General features: G+C 40.5%; 18 protein-coding genes. 9 read left to right on the top strand and 9 right to left on the bottom strand.

Translation table 11 applies throughout. The features are described from left to right. Window position 1: 1 nt before the first annotated feature. The gene (locus V4T18_RS05685; RefSeq protein WP_332647474.1) at window positions 2–424 is read right to left on the bottom strand and encodes a Na(+)/H(+) antiporter subunit B; all 423 of its coding nucleotides are present in this window, start codon (window positions 422–424) and stop codon (window positions 2–4) included. After that, window positions 411–2819 carry a Na+/H+ antiporter subunit A gene (locus V4T18_RS05680; RefSeq protein WP_332647472.1) on the bottom strand — a complete coding sequence of 803 codons (2409 nt, stop codon included), beginning with the start codon at window positions 2817–2819 and terminating at the stop codon, window positions 411–413. The genes V4T18_RS05685 and V4T18_RS05680 overlap by 14 nt, the downstream gene beginning before the upstream one ends. A gap of 382 nt (window positions 2820–3201) precedes the next feature. On the opposite strand from V4T18_RS05680, the gene V4T18_RS05675 reads away from it, so the two are divergent. Continuing rightward, entirely contained in the window at window positions 3202–3888 is a 687-nt protein-coding gene (locus V4T18_RS05675; protein ID WP_332647470.1) for a universal stress protein, read from the top strand. 60 nt (window positions 3889–3948) lie between these two features. On the opposite strand, the gene V4T18_RS05670 is transcribed toward V4T18_RS05675, so the two are convergent. Further along, window positions 3949–5112 (bottom strand): MFS transporter, encoded by a 1164-nt coding sequence (locus V4T18_RS05670; protein WP_332647778.1) that lies wholly within the window; start codon window positions 5110–5112, stop codon window positions 3949–3951. 127 nt (window positions 5113–5239) lie between these two features. On the opposite strand from V4T18_RS05670, the gene V4T18_RS05665 reads away from it, so the two are divergent. Then, window positions 5240–5950, top strand: coding sequence for a DUF421 domain-containing protein (locus V4T18_RS05665; protein ID WP_332647467.1), 711 nt, complete (start codon window positions 5240–5242; stop codon window positions 5948–5950). On the opposite strand, the gene V4T18_RS05660 is transcribed toward V4T18_RS05665, so the two are convergent. From V4T18_RS05660 to V4T18_RS05645, 4 genes are all read right to left on the bottom strand, one after another. Continuing rightward, entirely contained in the window at window positions 5934–6638 is a 705-nt protein-coding gene (locus V4T18_RS05660; protein ID WP_332647465.1) for a CBS domain-containing protein, read from the bottom strand. The genes V4T18_RS05665 and V4T18_RS05660 overlap by 17 nt on opposite strands. A gap of 181 nt (window positions 6639–6819) precedes the next feature. Then, window positions 6820–7602 (bottom strand): ABC transporter permease, encoded by a 783-nt coding sequence (locus V4T18_RS05655; protein WP_332647463.1) that lies wholly within the window; start codon window positions 7600–7602, stop codon window positions 6820–6822. Continuing rightward, entirely contained in the window at window positions 7599–8486 is an 888-nt protein-coding gene (locus V4T18_RS05650) for an ABC transporter ATP-binding protein (protein ID WP_332647461.1), read from the bottom strand. Before V4T18_RS05650 ends, V4T18_RS05655 begins: the two co-directional genes overlap by 4 nt. After that, window positions 8483–8680, bottom strand: coding sequence for a PLD nuclease N-terminal domain-containing protein (locus V4T18_RS05645; protein WP_332647459.1), 198 nt, complete (start codon window positions 8678–8680; stop codon window positions 8483–8485). The genes V4T18_RS05650 and V4T18_RS05645 overlap by 4 nt, the downstream gene beginning before the upstream one ends. A 229-nt stretch (window positions 8681–8909) precedes the next feature. Here V4T18_RS05645 and V4T18_RS05640 point away from each other — a divergent pair, with 229 nt between their 5' ends. After that, entirely contained in the window at window positions 8910–9443 is a 534-nt protein-coding gene (locus V4T18_RS05640; RefSeq protein ID WP_332647455.1) for a GNAT family N-acetyltransferase, read from the top strand. 234 nt (window positions 9444–9677) lie between these two features. On the opposite strand, the gene V4T18_RS05635 is transcribed toward V4T18_RS05640, so the two are convergent. Next, on the bottom strand, window positions 9678–10088 hold the full coding sequence (locus tag V4T18_RS05635) for a protein-tyrosine phosphatase family protein (protein ID WP_332647453.1): 411 nt from the start codon (window positions 10086–10088) through the stop codon (window positions 9678–9680). 12 nt (window positions 10089–10100) lie between these two features. Continuing rightward, complete coding sequence (locus V4T18_RS05630) at window positions 10101–11045, bottom strand: carbohydrate kinase family protein (RefSeq protein WP_332647451.1); 945 nt, start codon at window positions 11043–11045, stop codon at window positions 10101–10103. A gap of 366 nt (window positions 11046–11411) precedes the next feature. Between V4T18_RS05630 and V4T18_RS05625 the strand changes: the two genes are divergently transcribed. From V4T18_RS05625 to V4T18_RS05600, 6 genes are all read left to right on the top strand, one after another. Then, window positions 11412–12299 (top strand): EamA family transporter, encoded by an 888-nt coding sequence (locus tag V4T18_RS05625; protein WP_332647449.1) that lies wholly within the window; start codon window positions 11412–11414, stop codon window positions 12297–12299. Window positions 12300–12642: 343 nt separating this feature from the next. After that, window positions 12643–13719: an extracellular solute-binding protein gene (locus V4T18_RS05620; protein ID WP_332647447.1), complete on the top strand. Its 1077-nt coding sequence runs from the start codon at window positions 12643–12645 to the stop codon at window positions 13717–13719. Window positions 13720–13816: 97 nt separating this feature from the next. Continuing rightward, window positions 13817–14887 carry an ABC transporter ATP-binding protein gene (locus V4T18_RS05615; protein WP_332647445.1) on the top strand — a complete coding sequence of 357 codons (1071 nt, stop codon included), beginning with the start codon at window positions 13817–13819 and terminating at the stop codon, window positions 14885–14887. Between the two features lie 9 nt (window positions 14888–14896). After that, window positions 14897–16615, top strand: a complete 1719-nt coding sequence (locus tag V4T18_RS05610; RefSeq protein ID WP_332647442.1) for an ABC transporter permease — start codon at window positions 14897–14899, stop codon at window positions 16613–16615. 36 nt (window positions 16616–16651) lie between these two features. Next, a complete protein-coding gene (argH, locus tag V4T18_RS05605; RefSeq protein WP_332647440.1) occupies window positions 16652–18169 on the top strand; it encodes an argininosuccinate lyase in 1518 nt (505 codons plus the stop codon). Beyond that, complete coding sequence (locus V4T18_RS05600) at window positions 18166–19095, top strand: N-acetylglucosamine kinase (RefSeq protein WP_332647437.1); 930 nt, start codon at window positions 18166–18168, stop codon at window positions 19093–19095. Before argH ends, V4T18_RS05600 begins: the two co-directional genes overlap by 4 nt.

The following is a 19095-nucleotide window of genomic DNA, read 5'->3' as shown; positions in this document are numbered from 1 at the left end:
GCTATTCATCCTCACTTATACTTAAAATAATTGTGACAAGCGTGCCGATGACAGTTAACGCGACACCAGCCTCAAAAATCATCACTGTTGATAAATGTGTTTCTCCGAGCAGCGGTATATCGAAGTAGCTGTCCGTCTGAGTTAAAAAGGGTACATTAAAGAAAATCGAGCCAATTGCCGTACCTGTTGCTAACAGCACACCAAAGGCCGCAACCTTTTTAAAATCAAACGGCATCCCTTTATGGACCGTCTCGATATCGTACGTCAAATATAATAAAACAATAGCGGAGCCAAGGACGAGCCCCCCAATAAAGCCCCCACCTGGTGCGTTATGCCCTGCAAAGAATAAGTACACGCCAAGCGTTAAGACGATAAAAACAACGCCTTTTACAACTGTTCGAAGGATGACATCATTTATTTTCAACGTCTACATCCCCCTTCTTAGCCTTCAGCTTAATAAGAGTATATACGCCAAGGCCTGCGATAAATAAAACGACAACTTCTAGCATCGTATCGAATGCTCGGAAATCACCTAGTATCGTATTTACAATATTTTTTCCACCGGCTAAATTGTAGGAATCCTCAAAGTAGCTTGAAACTGCCGTAAACTTCTCATAATTCAACACAGCGAGTCCGACCAACGTAACGGTAGCCCCTACAGCTACAGCTACGATCCCCTTCGACAGCTTCACGGACGGTGGTGCCTTCTCAGATTGAAGAGCTGGTAAAAACTTAAAGGAAATTAAAAATAAGGCTGTCGTTACTGTCTCTACAACAAGCTGCGTTAAAGCAAGATCTGGTGCTCGGAAAATAACAAAGAAAAATGCTACCGAGTAGCCAAGTACCCCATTTAACAATACAGTCGATATTCGTGTTTTGGCGAACAGCATCGCTACCGACGCAAAAATCATAATGAATACGAGTACAAGCTCATAATACTGAATTGAAGAATCCTTTGAAGGATCCCAGCTAAACGAGTCTGACACTAGAAAATACCCCGCTACAACGGCAACAAAAAAAACATAAATATAGATAAAATAATAGGTTAAATTGCCATTCATATAGCGCTTTGTCAGTTGCCCAGAAGAAGTCTCACTAAAGTTAATAACCCGCTCATAAAGTACATTTAATGTCAGCCCTTCTGGTATTACTCGGTACATAGGGCGCCATTTCTTCAGCGTACGATAAAGAACAAGCCCTACAACAACGACACCCGCTGTCATTAGTAGTTCCGTGTTAACACCATGCCAAAAAGAAATATGAGGTGTCAGCTCATCGGCTGAAGGGAAGCTAGGATAAACGCTCGCCATCGCAGGCCGCAAAATATAATGCCCTAAGCTATTAGGAAATATAAAAATACCAATAACAAGACCGACTAAAATAAACGGAGAAATTAACATGCCAAATGGCGCTTCATGTGGTGGCTTTTCTAACCGTTCCCACTGAATTTTGCCGAAGAATGTCCGTAACACGATAACGGTGCAATAAACAAATGTAAATACACTTGCAATCCATGCAACAACAGGGAACACTAGCCCTATGCTTTCTAAAGAAAATATATTTAATTTCGTTATTTCTAGTGTGGCAGTGAAAAACATTTCCTTACTTAAAAATCCATTAAATGGTGGTAATCCCGCCATAGAGAAACTTCCGATCACCGCAATAGTAAATGTAAATGGCATAAGCGACATTAACCCGCCTAAACGACGAATATCTCGTGTGCCTACTTCATGGTCAATAATGCCGACCATCATAAATAACGCACCTTTAAACGTTGAATGGTTTACTAGGTGAAAGAGGGCCGCAAAAGTAGCTTGTGTGTACAGGACGGATTCCTTTGAATAGCCCATATGAAGCGAAGCCGAGCCGAGCCCAAATAAGCACATGATTAATCCTAATTGACTCACCGTGGAGTAGGCCAATAATGCCTTTAAATCAAACTGCTTCACAGCATTTAATGAACCCCAGAATAACGTCACAAGCCCTATACCACTAACTAACCAGAACCAGACCTCATGGCCACCAAAAATCGGTGTTGTTCGAGCTACTAAATAGATTCCTGCCTTCACCATAGTCGCCGAGTGTAAATAGGCACTTACAGGGGTAGGCGCCTCCATCGCATCCGGCAGCCAAATATGAAACGGAAATTGTGCTGATTTCGTAAATGCACCAAGTAATACAAGAAGCATGGTAGGGATAAATAGCGGATGCTGCTGCAGCACATCAACATTAGCAATGATTTCACGTATACTAAATGTGCCTGACATCGCATAAAGCATTAAAAAGCCTATTAGCATCCCTACGCCACCTGTAACAGTGATAAACATCGCTTTTCGTGCACCTGCACGAGATGCTTTACGGTGATGCCAAAATGCGATTAAGAGAAACGACGAAACACTTGTAAGCTCCCAAAATGCATAAAGCACCATTAAGTTATCGGAGAAAACAACACCAAGCATGGCTCCCATGAATAACAATAGGTAGCAATAGAAATGATGAAGGGATTCATTTTTGGATAAATAGAATATTGAATATAACATGACTAAACTGCCGACACCGGTAATTAACAAGCCAAAGATTATACTTAAGCCGTCCAAGTAAGTCGTAAAGTTTATTTGAAATGAGGGGATCCACTCAAATGTATTCGAAATCGTTTCACCATTCGATATACGAGGGATATATGTAGCTAAAAGCACAAATAACAATAAGGGTATCGTAAGCACGAGCCAACCAATATGAATATTTGAGAGTCGCCTATAAATGAACGGAATAAGTGCCGCCATTATAAACGGGAGCACGATTGCAAATTCAACTGTCACAAGCTAAAACCTCCTAAGTAAATATAAACATTTCAAAGAAAAAGTGAATTATCTAATCGGACTTGACTAAAAAATTAACTCACTTCATAATAGTGTGTCATATAGAGAAGATAAATAAGAACGGAGAGGCTCTACTATTCTTATTCAGATAAGTAGGTTGTCGACAATCTTCAACAAAGAGATAGAATCTTATCTATGGGTAAATGAATATTTATAAATAGCTTTCAAAAAGAAAAAACACTGTATAAAGTAAAGTATACAATATAAATGTGCTCGTTGCACTGCGATTGCTCTACTTTAAACGCAAAATTACTATTTTTATCAAATTATTGTTCATATTTTTTGATGTATGAATCTATAAAAAAGAGGTGCAAACTACAAAATGAAGCATTTGAAAAGTCGATTGGATGAAAGTATTTTAGTATGTGTGTACTACGGATTAAACGGAGAACGCCTTATTCGTAGAGGGCATAAGCTTGCTACACTACTCGATTGTCCATTATACATTTTAACTGTGGATTCGCAGCCCCTTGATGCTTTTGATGCTGAAAAATCGGGGTATATCGAGCAATGGCAGCAGCTAGCTGAAGAGCTCCAGGTAGAAGAATTTATTATAAAAGATAACGAAAAACGCCCAATTCAAAAGGTCATTAATGAGATTGCAAGAAACTATGAAGTGACTCAAATAATTGTAGGTCAAAGTGCTCAGAGCCGTTGGGAGGAAATAACGAGGGGTTCCTTCCTAAATGTACTACTAAAAGAAGTACCTTTCGTAGATTTTCATATCGTATCGATAAAGCGACCAACCGAGGATGATTCTTATGAAATCTATGAGAAAGGCGTACGTGCTTACTTAATTACTGGAGATGCACAGCATAAAGTAGCCTTTACTTGTCCAAAATCCCCTTCCTTAGAGGGTATTTTCTTCAAGGAGATTGGGACTGACTTTGATAACGGTATTTTTAAATTTACGTATAATAATAAAATGCACGAATTAACAATTACAGAAGGACTTGTTGTCGACCCAGGGAAAATTCCTACGGGTGCAATTCCAAAGGTAAATGCATAAAAGAGCTTTCAAGTGTGATATGAAATCACGCTCGTAGGCTCTTTTTCTGCTCATTTTTAGTTATGCTGCCCGCTCTGCCCTATCCTTAGGTAACAAGAGTGCTACTAGCATCAGTATCGGTAGTACCGAAATAACAATCATAGTCAAGCGTATACCGTACGAATCCATAAGCATGCCGATAACAATAGAACCAATAGCACCCATTCCGAATGCAAATCCTACCGTCAGTCCAGCCATTGTCCCAATTTTTGTCGGTACTAGCTCTTGAGCATAGACAACCGTAACCGAAAAGCTAATCATAATAAGCGCGCCGATAATAATGAGTTCGATTACCACTAACCAGAGCGGCACATAAGGCAGGACTAGGCATAACGGAATTGGCACAACGACTGATAATAAAATGACATTTTTCCGTCCAATTTTGTCGGATAACGGACCGCCAAAAAATGTTCCGACGACACCAAACGCCATAAATATAAAAATGAGGAGCTGACCCATTTCAATATTTAAGCTGTACTGTTCAATTAAATAAAACACATAAAAGTTCGTAATATTCGTCGTATAAAATGAGCGAGCAAAAATAATAATTAATAGTAGGGATAACGCGATGCCCACTTGTCTTTTCGTTAACGGCGGTAGCGATGAGAGTAGCACCTTTTTCGTCTTCGCTAACTTTTCTTCCTCTAGCTGCTTTTTATACCAAAACGCAATTTTAGTTAGTAAAAAAATACCGATAGCCGTTAAGATCAATATAACCGACGCACCATACATACCAAAAGGTAAAATTAAAAAAGCGCTAATTAATGGGGCTAGAGCTTGTCCGGAATTTCCACCCACTTGGTAAATAGATTGGGCCAGTCCTCGCTTATTTCCAGCAGCCATATACGATACGCGTGAGCCCTCTGGATGAAAAATAGCCGATCCAAATCCTAAGAATAATACCGACACTAGAATCATCCAATAGTTTGGTGCTAACACTAGCATCGTCAAGCCAATGAACGAGCTGACCATACCTAATGGTAACGCGAACGGTAATGCTTTTTTATCTGTCACAAAACCGACGACTGGCTGTAGTATAGAGGCAAACATATTGAGCACAAAAGAGATGAGCCCAAGCTGTGTAAATGTTAAACCTAGGTCACGTTCAAGTAACGGAAACATCGCCGGAATGACAGCCTGCATCGTATCGTTTATTAAATGGCATATGCCAATAGCAACCATCATGGCATAGACAGGATTATTGGGGTTAGACAAGGTTGAAGTCCTGCTCAAATTATTCACTCTTTCTATATAAAGAATATTTGTATAGTTTAGCCTATTCCCGTTCAAGATACTCTTGAGGAGTGAAGCTATGGAAATTAACTTTTTAGAAATGATTCTGAGAACAACAGGCTCTTTTTTTACTATATTAATTTTGGCGCGCCTTATTGGAAAAAAGCAGCTGAGTCAACTCACCTTCTTCCACTATGTAACAGGTATCACATTCGGTTCCATCGCATCAGAAATTGCCGCTCAAGCAGAAACACCTTTTTTCGACGGACTTATTTCACTAATTTGGTGGACTATACTAACAATATTTATAAGTTTTTTATCCTTAAAGTCAAAAAAAATGCGGGTATTATTTGATGACAAGCCGATGATTCTTATTTATGATGGTGTCATTAATCCCAAAAATTTAAAAAAGTCTAGGCTGCATACCGATGAATTGACGATGCTACTTCGCGAGCAAAGTATTTTTTCATTAGACGAAGTACAGTTTGCTATCTTTGAAACGAACGGCGAACTTAGTGTAATGAAAAAAAGCGCTATGTCTGAAGCTACTAAGCAGGATGTTAAAGCGGGGACTACCCCCTATCAATATATGCCAACAGAGCTTATTAGTGATGGTAAAATTATTTCAGAAAACTTACTTGAATTAAACTTAACAGAAGATTGGCTCCTAAAAAAATTACGAAGAAAAAATATTGATGATATAACCGACGTTTATTTTGCACAAATTTTAGAGAATGGTTCTCTTTATATTAGCTTAAAATCTCAAACGCCGATTAATCCACCTTCATAATATCGATTGGTGTAATAATTCCAATCAGTTTTTGATGTGGTTTACCATGTTCTGTTATTAAGAGCGCTTCAAATCGGCGGCCGCGCTCAACTCCCTGCTTAAAAATTTCCTCTGCCTCGTAAATCGTTATGTATCTGCTTATAAATTTATAATTTACTTCATTTTTTTCGTGCTGAAGGATGTCCTGTAATGTCGGAATGTGCTTTGGCAGTTGGGGGCCCGTAATCGATGTAGCCAGCCAATTTGTTATTCCGACAGTTGTAATGAGTCCTTGGAATGCACTCCCCTCATATACGGGAAATTGTGTAAATTTACGTTTACGAATGACCTTAAGTGTATGCTGCAACGAATCTGTCAGCTGAAAGGATAGCACTCTCTTTCTAAACAGTTGACCTACTAATTTGGGTTTTGCTAGCGCTTCATCAATATGCTCAATTTTTTCCACAACGTGAAGATGGGGCTCCGCTATAACAAATTCAATCGATGTACGATGATGCACAATTGCATTACGTAAATCGGCATATGAGCGTAAATCATCTTCATATTTTCGGACAAGCGGGCTTCTCTTTTTTGCCTGATCTACTAAACGATAGAACGGCATAAAATCCTTTGCCCCTACAATATCTCTCATCGTATGGTCGATTCGATTAAAGGCAGTTAAAAAGCGATCAGAATTTTTCAGCATCATAAACTATCACCTTTTCTATAAAAATAAGCTAGCATCAATATAAATTCATTATATTCTTATTTTTCCCATATTTAAATAGAAAAGGAGACCTTTGCCCTGAGAATATGATGCGAACATCTGAAAGATTGAAGGGATGTTCAGAAAGTTATTACTTTCTGGACACCCCCTCAATGGTTTACTGCTATATTTTTGTCAGAGACGCATTCTTCTTACTACATAACATCCCTAATCCGATTAATACGATTGTTAAGCCGATTGTTAAGCAAAGCGTGAAAAGGTAATCCTTTGCATCCTGTCCTCCGCTAATAAACTGTACACCATAGGTCGCAAGCTTCCATGGTGATATGGTCCAAAAACTACCGATAAGTGAATCAATAATTAGCCCAATCGAAATAATAATAATTGATAAAGCCGTTGCAATCGCTGTATTAAAGATAGCACTCATTGCAAGTGTTACAGCCATTACAAATAATATCCATATAATATACGTACCTAACATTTTCATAAAACTAGCGGGATCCACTGTACCATACAATATCGCTGTATAATACATACTAGCCCCATAGCCAGCGACTGCGCTAAAAATACTAACAATACTTGCAACAGCCCATTTACTTAAAAAGAACGTACGATAGGAAATCGGGCGTACATAAAGTAGCGTTGCTGTGCCGTTTTGGCGTTCTCGACTAATAGAACCGGCAAAAGCTGCAACTAATACAATTAAGCCAATTGATTGAAATTGTCCTGTTGTTGCATAGATTAAATCGATTGGAGCATAATCCGGCATCATCATCTCAAAGCCCTCAGGAACATTACCTACTGCATTCAAAATGTCTTCCAAAAAGTAATTCATTACCGGATCACTAGCTCCCAGTAGTATAAAAACAAGTGGTATCCATATAAACTTAAAGCTACGCCAGTTTTCACGTAGCTCTTTGACGAAAAATACGTTAAACTGACTCATTGCCCTACCACCTTCATAAAGATTTCCTCTAAGCTCGCCGTCACACGCTCTACCTTTGTTACAGTAAAGGGCGAAGCTGCAAGCCTTTCTAGGATTTCCGACATCGTTGGTCGCTCGTCTTGCATTTCAATATAGACAGCTGCGCCCTGAACTGTTGCAAGTAGCTCGGATTGAGAAGCAAATTGTAACGCCTCTGCTTCAGAAGTAAATTCAACCCTATACCGAGGAGCTTCAAATTTTGCTTTGACATCCACCAGTGAGCCTTGTTCTACAAGCACACCGTTACGAAGGAATAGCAGCTGGTCCGTCATTTCCTCTGCATCATTTAAAATATGCGTGGAATACAGAATCGTCGTTTGCTGCTGCAAATCCTTTAATAAATTCATAATTTCTCGACGGCCCACCGGATCGAGTGCGGATACTGGCTCATCTAATAACAGTAGCTGCGGCTTATGCACAATCGCCTGCGCAATGCCAAGTCGCTGCCTCATACCACCAGAAAACGTTACTGTTTTTTTATTTAGTGCCTCTCCAAGCCCAACAAACTCGAGCATTTTTTGTGACTCTCGTTTCGCGTCCCTTGCTGGAACACCACTTAACTTGGCTACCATCTCTGTAAACTCTAAAGCTGTTAGCCATGAAAAATATTGTGGATATTGAGGCAGGAAACCGATCGTAGAACGAATATCCTTTATCCCATCTAGTGTAATTGTGCCACTTGTTGGTTTGAGTAAGCCTGTAAGCATCGATAAGGTTGTTGTTTTTCCTGCTCCATTCGGTCCAATTAGTGCTGTAGCTGTATTGGGCTGTAATGTGAACGATACGTCCGAAACAACCTTATGTGCTCCAAAGCTCTTCGTTAAATTGTTCACTGTAATGGTCATTGATTTTTTCTCCCTACGATAAAGTAAAGAATCGGTCCAATTAAGTTAACAAAGATTATAACAAATACCCATAAAATTTTCGGACCATTCGTTTTGTGTATACGAGCTAAATCAACAAGTGCCACAACTAATAAAATCAATTGTAAAATAAGTAACGGCGCAATTAATGCCCATGGAATTTCTTCAAATGTCATATACAATCACCCCTTTCCTATTATTTTATCTTATTATTACTCTTTTGAAGATAGAGCAATTCGATACTTTTCGTCCAAAAGTTGAACGCTAGTTGACTTCCTACACTGTTGGTTTATTTTTCGCACTTTGCCGCATCTTAATTGACCTCCATTACATTCCTCTATAAAATAAGTCTATACTAAATCCAGAGTAAACTATCTTAATATATGTCAAAACAGGAGATTATGAATGGATATTTTAATAAGACAAGAACGTATAGAAGAATATACTGCGACTGAAGAAGTTGTGAAAAGAGCGTTTTTAAATGAAGAATATAGCAATAATAAAGAACATTTTCTCGTTAGTAAAATAAGAAAGTCGGATGCATTTATCCCTGAGCTTTCATTAGTTGCCATACACCAAGAGTTAGGCATTATAGGTCATATTCTTTTATCAAAAATTAACATTGTCGATGGGGAAAAATCCGTTACGTCTTTAGCACTTGCTCCAGTTGCTGTTGTACCGGAGCATCAGAAGAAGGGAATTGGAAGTGAATTAATTCGGGCCGCGCTACGAAAAGCTAAAGAAATTGGCTTTGGATCTGTCATTGTTTTAGGACATCAGGATTATTATCCAAAGTTTGGGTTTAAAGGGGCTCATTTGTGGAATATTCGTGCCCCATTTGAAGTACCAAATGAAATATTTATGGCCCTTGAATTAAATGAGAAGGCTTTAGAAAACGTGCAGGGTGTTGTTCAGTATTCAAAGCCTTTTTCAGAATAATCATAGATAAATAGAGGATATCCCGAAAATGGATTATTGCCATTTTCTACGGATATCCTCTTTATATTTGGAAGGGGCTGTCCAGAAAGTAAAAACTTTCTGAACACCCCCTTCAATTCTTAATAATGATTCATTAAGAAGTATTGCTCCTACGGTGGTCGCATCAACATGCCACCAGCCTCGTCGCAAAAGGCCCGTCTCAAAATATCTTTTGGGACGGGCCTTTTCCTCATGTTATTTATATAATTTCTCTAGGGCTTCGCGCATAGTAGGACGAATAGTGATCGCCGGCCGAGCTTCCTTTGCTTTTGCCTCGGCATCCTCTAAATCATGGGCCAACCCTAGCTCTAACAATGTCGCGACTGCCATGACACCAGCTCGTCCACCACCACTTCCACAGTGAAAGTATACTTTTTCCCCTGCTTTGTATGCCTCTACAACAAGCTGAACTCCTGCCTTGATGGAGGAGGCTACTTCTTCGCTCTCCTCTGCAATCGGAGCATGAATATAGTTATAACCGACGGACTCTGAACGACCATTCACACGTACATCGATTACTTTTTGAATAGCTTCTTCATTCACTACCTCTTGTGCATCCGCAGCACCACCAAAATAAATACGGTCCTTTACGAGTTCATCGTACATCTTTATCCCACCTTATAATAAACTTTTAATCTCATCATAACGTGGAAGTGCCGTTAATGCACCCGCTTTTGTTGCGGCCATAGCGCCAAGCTTATTACCAAATGCGACACAAGCGACTAATTCCTCTGTTGTGGTTGGTAAGCTATTATAGTGTACATATCGTAATACACCCGCCATAAATGCATCTCCAGCACCAGTCGTATCAACGGGTACAATCTTTTCTACAGGTACATGAGTGACTTCACCATTTAATACGGCATAAGTACCGTCTGCCCCTACTGTAATAAGGATAATTGGCACTAGTAAATGATCGAGTGCCGCTATCCCCTCTTCGATTGTATCCTTCTCTGTTAAGAACAACAGCTCTTCATCTGTAAGCTTTAATATATCAGCATCAGGTAAGAAGGAGGCGACAGTTTTTCGGCACACGTCCTCACTACTCCAGCGAAGTGGGCGAATATTTGCATCAATCGAAATAATAGCCCCTTTTTCCTTTGCCATGTCAACAGCCGCTCTTGTTGTTTCAAGTGCAGTAGGATGGAACATTGTGCCTGAGCAAACTTGGAAGACGGACGCCCGTTTAAAGGCTTCCTCCTGTAATTGCCCCGCCGTTACTTGTAGATCAGGTGCTTCATCAACATAATTTTTGAAAATACGTTCCCCATCCTCTGTTAAATGGACATATACACCACTTACACGCTTTACAGGAGCGAAAACGGCATAATCCATATTCACGCCTTCCTCTTGAATTTCTTGGCGGACAAATTCAGATGTTTCGTCCTCTCCTGTAATGGTAATTAATGCAGAAGGTGCACCAATTCGACTGATTCCTGCTGCTACATTAATCGTTGCACCACCTAAGTACGTTGTGAAGGATGTATTGCTACTATCCTTCGCTATATAATCAACAAAAGCATCTCCGTAAACTAAAATAAAGTCTTTTTCCGACTGAGTCATTGGTTGTCTAACCTCCGAAAATAAGTTCAGTCTAGATTACCATAAAAGCAATTAAACATTAAAGTTTTATACTATTCTAACATATAAGATAAATTTTTTTCTTTCAAAGTTCTGTTATACTGGAGAGATTGACAATGAATTTATTCATTCCAATTGTACATGTGCTAGTCATTGGAACTACGCTAATAGCATTTGCGGAGAAGCAAACACGAGCGTAAGGCTTTACTAAGCTTTCATTACATGTAGAAGTTGCGAAAGACAAGACTCGACAGTTATACAAGCGTTCGAGCTTAAGAAGAATACAGTCATGAACAATTATCGAAAAAATTTTCATCATCTGGTGAAGGATTATAAGGAAGTGTCATCTTGAAATACAACATTATGTATCCACTTATGATTATCATTGCATCCAGTAGCTACGGGATCCTATCGACCATAGTGAAAGTAGCCATGGGAAATGGCTTCACATCACCGGAGGCCATCACAAGTCAATATATTTTCGGGTTTCTATTAGCCCTGTTATTAGTTATCATCACACAACGGTCGTTACCAAGCTTAAATCGCTCTGGCTATATCACACTACTATTGGCAGGGCTCTTTACATCGACGACAGGGATTATGTACGGCTATGCCCTAAACTATTTACCCGCCTCACTAGCAGTTGTTATGCTATTCCAATTTACGTGGATCGGCATGTTTATAGATTGTGCGATTAAGAAGCGTTTACCAAGTAAACCGGAAAGTATTTCACTGATCTTTTTGTTTGCAGGAACGATTTTAGCAGCAGGCATTTTAGATGTAGATTTAAGCGCGATTGCTTGGCAAGGGTGGGCACTTGGACTAGCCTCAGCTCTGAGCTTTGCCATTTTTATTCAAATTAACTCACGCCCGGTGCAAGGCATTACAACCATCTGGCGCACATTCTTTGTTTCCTTAGTAGCACTCGCTATCATTTGCCTATTCCTAACGCCTGAAATACTTTGGAACGGTCAAATAACAGCTGGACTTTGGAAATACGGGCTAGCACTCGGATTGTTCGGTATCATCCTACCGATTTTACTATTCTCGATTGCTGTACCGAAAGTGGGAGGCGGACTCGCTTCAATACTAAGTGCGATGGAGCTTCCAGTCGCCATCCTTGCTTCCGTCCTTGTATTACACGAAGTCATCACTCCTGTACAAATTACGGGTATTGTACTCGTGCTGATTGGTATGGTATTACCTTCTTTGTTAACAATGCGTAAGAGGGCTTAATAGAACGTCTCTAATCCTTGTGTAGCAAGGGTTTGAGACGTTTTTTATTATTCAACATAAGCGCCTACTATCAGTATCAAAAAATCATACCTATCCCTCTAACCCCTTACATATTATAGGGAATAGATCTAATCAAATAATAACCTTTAATCAAAGGCATTCATGCCAATTCCGTTCACGGTAATTACAAACCTCCTAATACCCTTTTTATTTACATTCCATTGACTTTATTCTCCAAATAACGATACACTTTACTTGGATATTAAATATTCACACAAATGCGAATTTTGGCATTTGTCGATGCAAGCCATTACAAAACAAAGAAATAGGGAGGTATTTTTGTATGAAAAGATGGGGTTTACTTTCTTTATTACTTGTATTATTCCTAGTAGTTTTAACAGCGTGCAGCGACGACTCAGGTGATTCCTCCAAGGATGGCGAATCAAAGGGCAATGGTGATGATAAGCCATCTGGTAATCTAGTCATTTATACAGGTCGTGATGAAGGATTAGTGCAGGACGTGATCGATAAATTTAATGAGCGTTACCCTGATATTGACGTGCAGTTTATGACAATGGGTGCTCAGCAAATTTTAGAGCGTGCTCGTGGGGAAAAAGCGAATCCTCAAGGTGATTTCTGGTGGGGTGGTACGCAATCGGCTATGATGGTTGCAGCAAATGAAGATTTACTGCTTTCTTGGGAGCCTTCCTTTAAAGATGCCATTGATCCACAGCACCGTGATAGTGAAAATCGTTGGATTGGTGAAATGCTATTACCTGAAGTCATTATGATTAATAGTGATGTTCTAAAGCCTGAGGATGGTCCACAAGATTGGGATGATTTACTCGATCCTAAATGGAAAGATGAAATTTTAATTCGTGGCGTACTCGCTTCTGGTACAATGCGTACCATTTATTCCTCGATGATTTATCGTCAAGGACCAGATACACCTGAAAAGGGCTATGAATGGTTAGCAAAATTAGATGCGAATACAAAAGAATATACACAAGATCCAAATGCGCTTTACTTAAAGCTAACGCGTCAGGAAGGCTCGCTTTCCCTTTGGAACTTGCAAGATATTTTACTTAAAAAACATACAACAGATTATCCGTTTGATTATATTTATCCAGAAAGTGGCGCGCCAATTTTAGTTGATGGCGTTGGTATTATTAAAAATGCGAAAAATGAAGAAAATGCGAAGCTATTCGTGGAGTTCTTATTTGAGCAGGAAATGATGACAGAGCTTTCTCACGATTACTTCCAAATTCCAACACGAACAGATATCGACCTGGCAAAAATGCCTGAATGGTATCAAGATTTAGAGCTAGAAACATTCGATATTGATTGGAACATCATGTCTGAGCGTGAAGCAGAATGGATGGAATATTGGGACACGAACATTAAAGGTAATAGTAAATAATCCACACGTTTAATGGTGTTTGATGGGGTTGCTTCGAACGAAAGATTCGAATCACCCCCTTTCTTCTATAAACATCAGGATGGAAGGAGTGCTCGTAATGAAAGGTGTTCGTATCGAAGAAGTTACGAAAAAGTTCGGTCATGTACTCGGCGTCAGTGAAATGGACTTAGATATTCAGCCGGGCGAATTTTTTACGTTTTTAGGTCCGAGCGGCTGCGGAAAAACGACAACACTACGTATGATTGCCGGCTTCTACTACCCTACTACAGGGAAAATATATTTTGATAATCAGGATGTTACAACACTTCAGCCCAATAAACGAAATATTGGCATGGTATTTCAAAATTATGCCCTCTTTCCACATATGACGGTCGATGAAAATATTGCGTTTGGCTTAGAGGTTCGTAAAATGTCAAAAGCACAAATTCGAGAAAAAGTAGACCGTATCCGTGGACTCGTTCATTTAGCTCAGTATGGTAGCCGTAAAATAAATGAGCTTTCAGGCGGTCAACAGCAGCGTGTTGCTCTTGCTCGTGCACTCGTAATAGAGCCAGATATTCTTCTATTGGATGAGCCATTATCTAACCTAGATGCAAAGCTGCGTGAGGAAACACGAGTAGAAATAAAACGAATTCAATCTGAGCTTGGCGTTACAACAATCTACGTTACCCACGATCAAACGGAAGCCATGTCGATGTCCGACCGAATTATGGTGATGGAGCAAGGCGTTGTGAAGCAAATCGGCACACCGCAGGAAATTTATCATCGGCCGAACAATCGCTTTGTCGCGACCTTTATCGGGGAAACAAATTTACTAGAAATGCAGGTAACGGCTATTGAAGGAGACAGCATTACTGTTCAAGATACGAATGGCATCGTGCTACAAGGACTTACAACAAGCTTTGCACAGGGAGTAACCGCCCGTGTCGGGGATTCGATTTACGCTTCCGTCCGTCCAGAAGCATTTGAGGTCGGTCACGGAGAGAATGCCATTACGGGGCGTATTGAATTTGTTGAATTTACCGGTCTGAGTGTAAATTATATCGTCAATGTTGACGGAACTCTTTTAAAAGCAATGATTATTACTGGAAGCAGTGCTATTAAGCAGATTGGCGACGAAATTGAGCTACATATTCCACCGAGACATCTATATTTCCTCGGAGAATAGGAGGCAACGATGAAACAGCAAACAGAACCTTATAAAAATAACTGGTGGTCACGCCTGACTCAGTCACCTTATTTTGTCTATCTATTAATCTCTCCCTTATTTTTAATTTTGTTCGCTTATGTTGTCTATCCATTTTATTCGACTTTTTTACAAAGCTTTGCTGGTGACGATCAATTTGCTAACTATGCAAAGTTTTTTAGTCTCGAAAGCACTGCAAACCTAGAGGCACTTTGGAACAGTGTATATATCTCTGTAATAAGTGTGATTACCTGTGCAGTTGTTGGGGTAACAATGGCATTTCTACTTGAACGCTATGAGTTTCCAGGGCGTCGGTTATTGGCCGTATTAGTACTTGTCCCGATGGCGCTTCCACCACTTGTTGGGGTGCTCTCCTTTACGTTCTTATACGGGGAAAGTGGTATTTTCCCACGTTTCTTTCAGCAATTATTTTCATTAGAGGAGGTACCGTTCTCACTTGAAGGGATTTTAGGGGTTGTTGTCGTTCATACATTTACAATGTACACCTATTTCTATTTAACTGCTTCAGCTGCTATTAAGGGGCTCGACCCATCGCTTGAGGAAGCAGCAACAAGCTTAGGCGCGAGTCGGATTCGGGTTTGGCTTAAGGTGATCCTGCCAATGCTAACCCCCTCTCTTATTGCATCTTCCCTACTTGTGTTTATGGTTTCGATGGCTTCCTACACTGCCCCGCTAATGTTTGGTGTAGAGCGCACGATGACGATGCAAATTTATTTAGCACGTACAAACGGAAACTTAGATATGGCAGCAACTCAGTCAACTATACTTTCTTTCGTTTCGATTTTATTTTTACTCATTATGCGCTGGTACCAAAATCGGCGTAACTATCAAAACTTAAGTAAGGGCATTAGTGTCCATCGATCTGAGGTGACATCAAAGCCACTAAAATATATTTCAATTTTCCTGTCATTTTTAGGCACACTTATTTTAATTTTACCGATACTAGTATTAGTACTCATTTCGTTCTCAAAGGACGGCGCATGGACGATTCAAATCCTACCAACAGAATATACGCTCGACCATTACAAGGCATTATTCACCGATGAACGCACGTGGCGACCGATTTGGAACTCCATTCAAATGGGGGCTGTTGCGACAATTGGTAATATTCTTTTCGGTGTTGCAGCTGCCTATGCAATGGTGCGACTAAGCTTTAAGGGGAAGGCACTACTCGATATTTTAATCATGATTCCTTGGGCACTTCCTGGAACAGTAGTAGCAGTTAACTTAATTGCTGCATTTAGTACAGAAAGCGCATTTACGTTCAACCAAGTGTTAATCGGTACATTTTGGATTTTACCGTTAGCCTATTTTGTACGGCATCTGCCACTTGTGTTTCGTTCAACGTCTGCTTCTTTAATGCAGCTTGATCAATCGGTTGAAGAGGCGGCCAGAAGCCTGGGGGCAACGTGGTGGCATACGTTTAAGAAAATTGTTTTACCATTAACACTTTCAGGTATCCTTGCTGGTACTTTGCTTGCGCTAGTACAAAGTATCGGTGAATTCGTTGCATCTATATTGCTATATAGTACGTCAACGATTCCATTATCTGTAGCAATCTTCCAAAAGCTATACGCATTCAAATTTGGTACGGCCTGCGCGTACGGAGTTTTACAAATACTTTTAATATTAACTGTACTTCTAATTTCAGAAAAACTTTCAAAAGGCTCGGCTGGTTCAGCAATTTAACTAATTTCTTAGTATCTAATGGAGGCAGATGGTGTTATGTTTCAAGATTATAGAGATCAGATCAATGAAGTAGAAGGTATTAAGTTTCCGTCAAATAGCTATCGTCAAATGGTTTTACAGCCTGCATACGATGAGGCAAAGCGTCACTTTTTAACGTCAATGGTACAGATTCATATTGCCCATTTAAAAATGCTCGAGGAACAACAGCTTGTTTCCAAAGAGGATGCAAAAAAGATTGGGCAGGCAATCAAAAAATTAGATTTAGAATATTACAAAACACGAGATTATAGTCCGCAATTTGAGGATTTATTTTTCCGTATTGAAAATAAATTAATTGAGCTCGGTGGCGATATCGCGGGCAATCTACACATCGCGCGTAGCCGTAACGATATGGGCATTGCCATTTATCGGATGACGCTTCGTAAAAAAATGCTGTCTGTCATGCAGGAGCTCCTGAGTTTACGCTCTTCCTTAATCGCCTTTGCTAAGGAAAATGTCGATACGATTATGATTGGCTATACACATACACAGCAGGCGCAGCCAACTACATTCGCACATTATTTAAAGGCCGTTATTAATCAGCTCACGCGTGATTTTACAAGGATGCAAGCTGCGTACGGCACGATTAACAAAAGCAGCATGGGCGCAGCCGCGCTTACAACAACTGGCTTTAATATTAGCCGCGAGCGTATGCAGGAATTACTTGCATTTGACGGTATTATTGAAAACGCTTGGGATGCCGTGGCTGGCGCTGATTATATCGCTGAGGCTGCTACCGTTGTGCAGCTAGCCGCGCTTAATCTCGGGCGTACGTCACAAGACTTTTTACTGTGGGCAACGCAGGAGTTTAACGCCTTCCGTTTAGCGAGCCCATACGTTCAAATAAGCTCGATTATGCCACAAAAGCGGAACCCGGTATCGATTGAACATACACGTTCATTATTATCCTCTGTTGTTGGGGATACAGATACGGTATTAAAAATGATTCATAACACTCCTTTTGGTGATATTGTCGATACAGAGGATGATATGCAGCCATATTTATGGCGCGCTATGGATCGCCTAATCGGTATTTATAAGCTTTTTGGCAGCCTTGTCATTACGATGAATGTGAATAAGGAAAATTTATTAAAGCGGGCACAAAATAGCTTTGCGAACGTAACAGAGCTTGCTGATACGTTCGTTCGCTCAGAAAAAATTTCATTCCGCCAGGCACATAGCATCGTTAGTCTATGTGTGCGCACATTAATCGAGCGTAGCGAGGAATCGCTAAAAAATTTAACATGGGAAATGGCGAATGAAAAATCGCTTGAAGTAACAGGCAAAGAGCTACAAATCGCCCGTCCTGATTTTTATAATGCTTTAAAGCCGGAGTATTTTGTTCATGTCCGTACAATACTCGGTGGTCCAGCACCTGAAACGATGCGTCGCTCTCTTGAAATTGCCGAGACGGATGCAGGCGTTATGCAGGAGTGGGTAACGGATAAGGCAGATTGCATTAAAAAGGCAGAGCAGCAGCTAGAGCAACTACTACAAGGCTGGGATGAAACATGAATCGGATCATTTTAGCTGTTGATGGCGGCGCAACGAAAACGACCATGACAATTCGCAGTACGGACGGTGAGGTACTCTTCACAGAAACAACGACAGGCTCTAACTATCAGGCTATTGGTCGAGAACGTGTACAGCAAGTGTTCGCTAGCTTATTAGAGCAAGCTGCTACGACTGTATCCTGCCGGGGCATTCATGCAGCAGCATTTGCAATCGCTGGCATTGATACGAAAGAGGATACAGCAATCGTTACGGAAATTGTACGCGCAAGCTTAGCCTCCTCCCCGTTTACTGTGGAAAAAATGACGATTGAAAACGATGTAGAAGCAACCTTACTTGGGGCAGCAGGTCACTCACCTGCTTCCCTCTTAATATCAGGTACCGGTGCCATCTGCTTTAGCTACAACAGGGAATCGATTTTCCGTACAGGCGGCTGGGGACACCGTGCGGGAGATGAAGGAAGTGGCTACTGGCTTGGTCAACAAATCGTACAAGCTATTTTCCGTGCTGAGGACGGTCGTGGAGAGAGAACCTCTTTAACAGAGCTCGTGCTTTCACAATTACAGCTGGGGCACGTGGAGGAACTGTTGAACTGGCTCTATCATGCGGACTATACAAACGCTAAGCTTGCTAGTGTTGGCTCACTGCTACAAAAGGCGGTCGAGCAAGGGGATGCTGTAGCTCTGTCGATTGCTAGGAGAGCTGGCGAAGAACTTGCCCTGTTAGCAGGAGTCACGTTACGAAAAGCTAGCTATACGAATGGGGCTCATACCTTTTACTTAAACGGTGGGGTGCTAAAAAATAACCCAGCGATTTATGAAACACTTGTCCAGGATGTTCACAAGGAATATCCCCATGTACACTTTAGCCTTTGTGATGACAAGCCGATTGAATATATTGTTAAACGAGCGCTAGTTAGCTTACAGTAG

The sequence above is a fragment of the Lysinibacillus sp. 54212 genome (genome assembly GCF_036662795.1).
GTDB lineage: Bacteria > Bacillota > Bacilli > Bacillales_A > Planococcaceae > Lysinibacillus_B.
This window is presented reverse-complemented; position numbering and strand designations above follow the sequence as displayed.

What these genes read in the sequence shown, in the direction of transcription:
- V4T18_RS05645 (WP_332647459.1), bottom strand. Translation starts at nt 8,680, where the DNA reads ATGACATTTGAAGAAATTCCATGGGCATTAATTGCGCCGTTACTTATT.
- V4T18_RS05655 (WP_332647463.1), bottom strand. Translation starts at nt 7,602, where the DNA reads ATGAGTCAGTTTAACGTATTTTTCGTCAAAGAGCTACGTGAAAACTGG.
- V4T18_RS05675 (WP_332647470.1), top strand. Translation starts at nt 3,202, where the DNA reads ATGAAGCATTTGAAAAGTCGATTGGATGAAAGTATTTTAGTATGTGTG.
- V4T18_RS05665 (WP_332647467.1), top strand. Translation starts at nt 5,240, where the DNA reads ATGGAAATTAACTTTTTAGAAATGATTCTGAGAACAACAGGCTCTTTT.
- V4T18_RS05640 (WP_332647455.1), top strand. Translation starts at nt 8,910, where the DNA reads ATGGATATTTTAATAAGACAAGAACGTATAGAAGAATATACTGCGACT.
- V4T18_RS05660 (WP_332647465.1), bottom strand. Translation starts at nt 6,638, where the DNA reads ATGATGCTGAAAAATTCTGATCGCTTTTTAACTGCCTTTAATCGAATC.
- V4T18_RS05610 (WP_332647442.1), top strand. Translation starts at nt 14,897, where the DNA reads ATGAAACAGCAAACAGAACCTTATAAAAATAACTGGTGGTCACGCCTG.
- V4T18_RS05670 (WP_332647778.1), bottom strand. Translation starts at nt 5,112, where the DNA reads ATGATGGTTGCTATTGGCATATGCCATTTAATAAACGATACGATGCAG.
- V4T18_RS05630 (WP_332647451.1), bottom strand. Translation starts at nt 11,045, where the DNA reads ATGACTCAGTCGGAAAAAGACTTTATTTTAGTTTACGGAGATGCTTTT.
- V4T18_RS05650 (WP_332647461.1), bottom strand. Translation starts at nt 8,486, where the DNA reads ATGACCATTACAGTGAACAATTTAACGAAGAGCTTTGGAGCACATAAG.
- V4T18_RS05635 (WP_332647453.1), bottom strand. Translation starts at nt 10,088, where the DNA reads ATGTACGATGAACTCGTAAAGGACCGTATTTATTTTGGTGGTGCTGCG.
- argH (WP_332647440.1), top strand. Translation starts at nt 16,652, where the DNA reads ATGTTTCAAGATTATAGAGATCAGATCAATGAAGTAGAAGGTATTAAG.
- V4T18_RS05600 (WP_332647437.1), top strand. Translation starts at nt 18,166, where the DNA reads ATGAATCGGATCATTTTAGCTGTTGATGGCGGCGCAACGAAAACGACC.
- V4T18_RS05620 (WP_332647447.1), top strand. Translation starts at nt 12,643, where the DNA reads ATGAAAAGATGGGGTTTACTTTCTTTATTACTTGTATTATTCCTAGTA.
- V4T18_RS05615 (WP_332647445.1), top strand. Translation starts at nt 13,817, where the DNA reads ATGAAAGGTGTTCGTATCGAAGAAGTTACGAAAAAGTTCGGTCATGTA.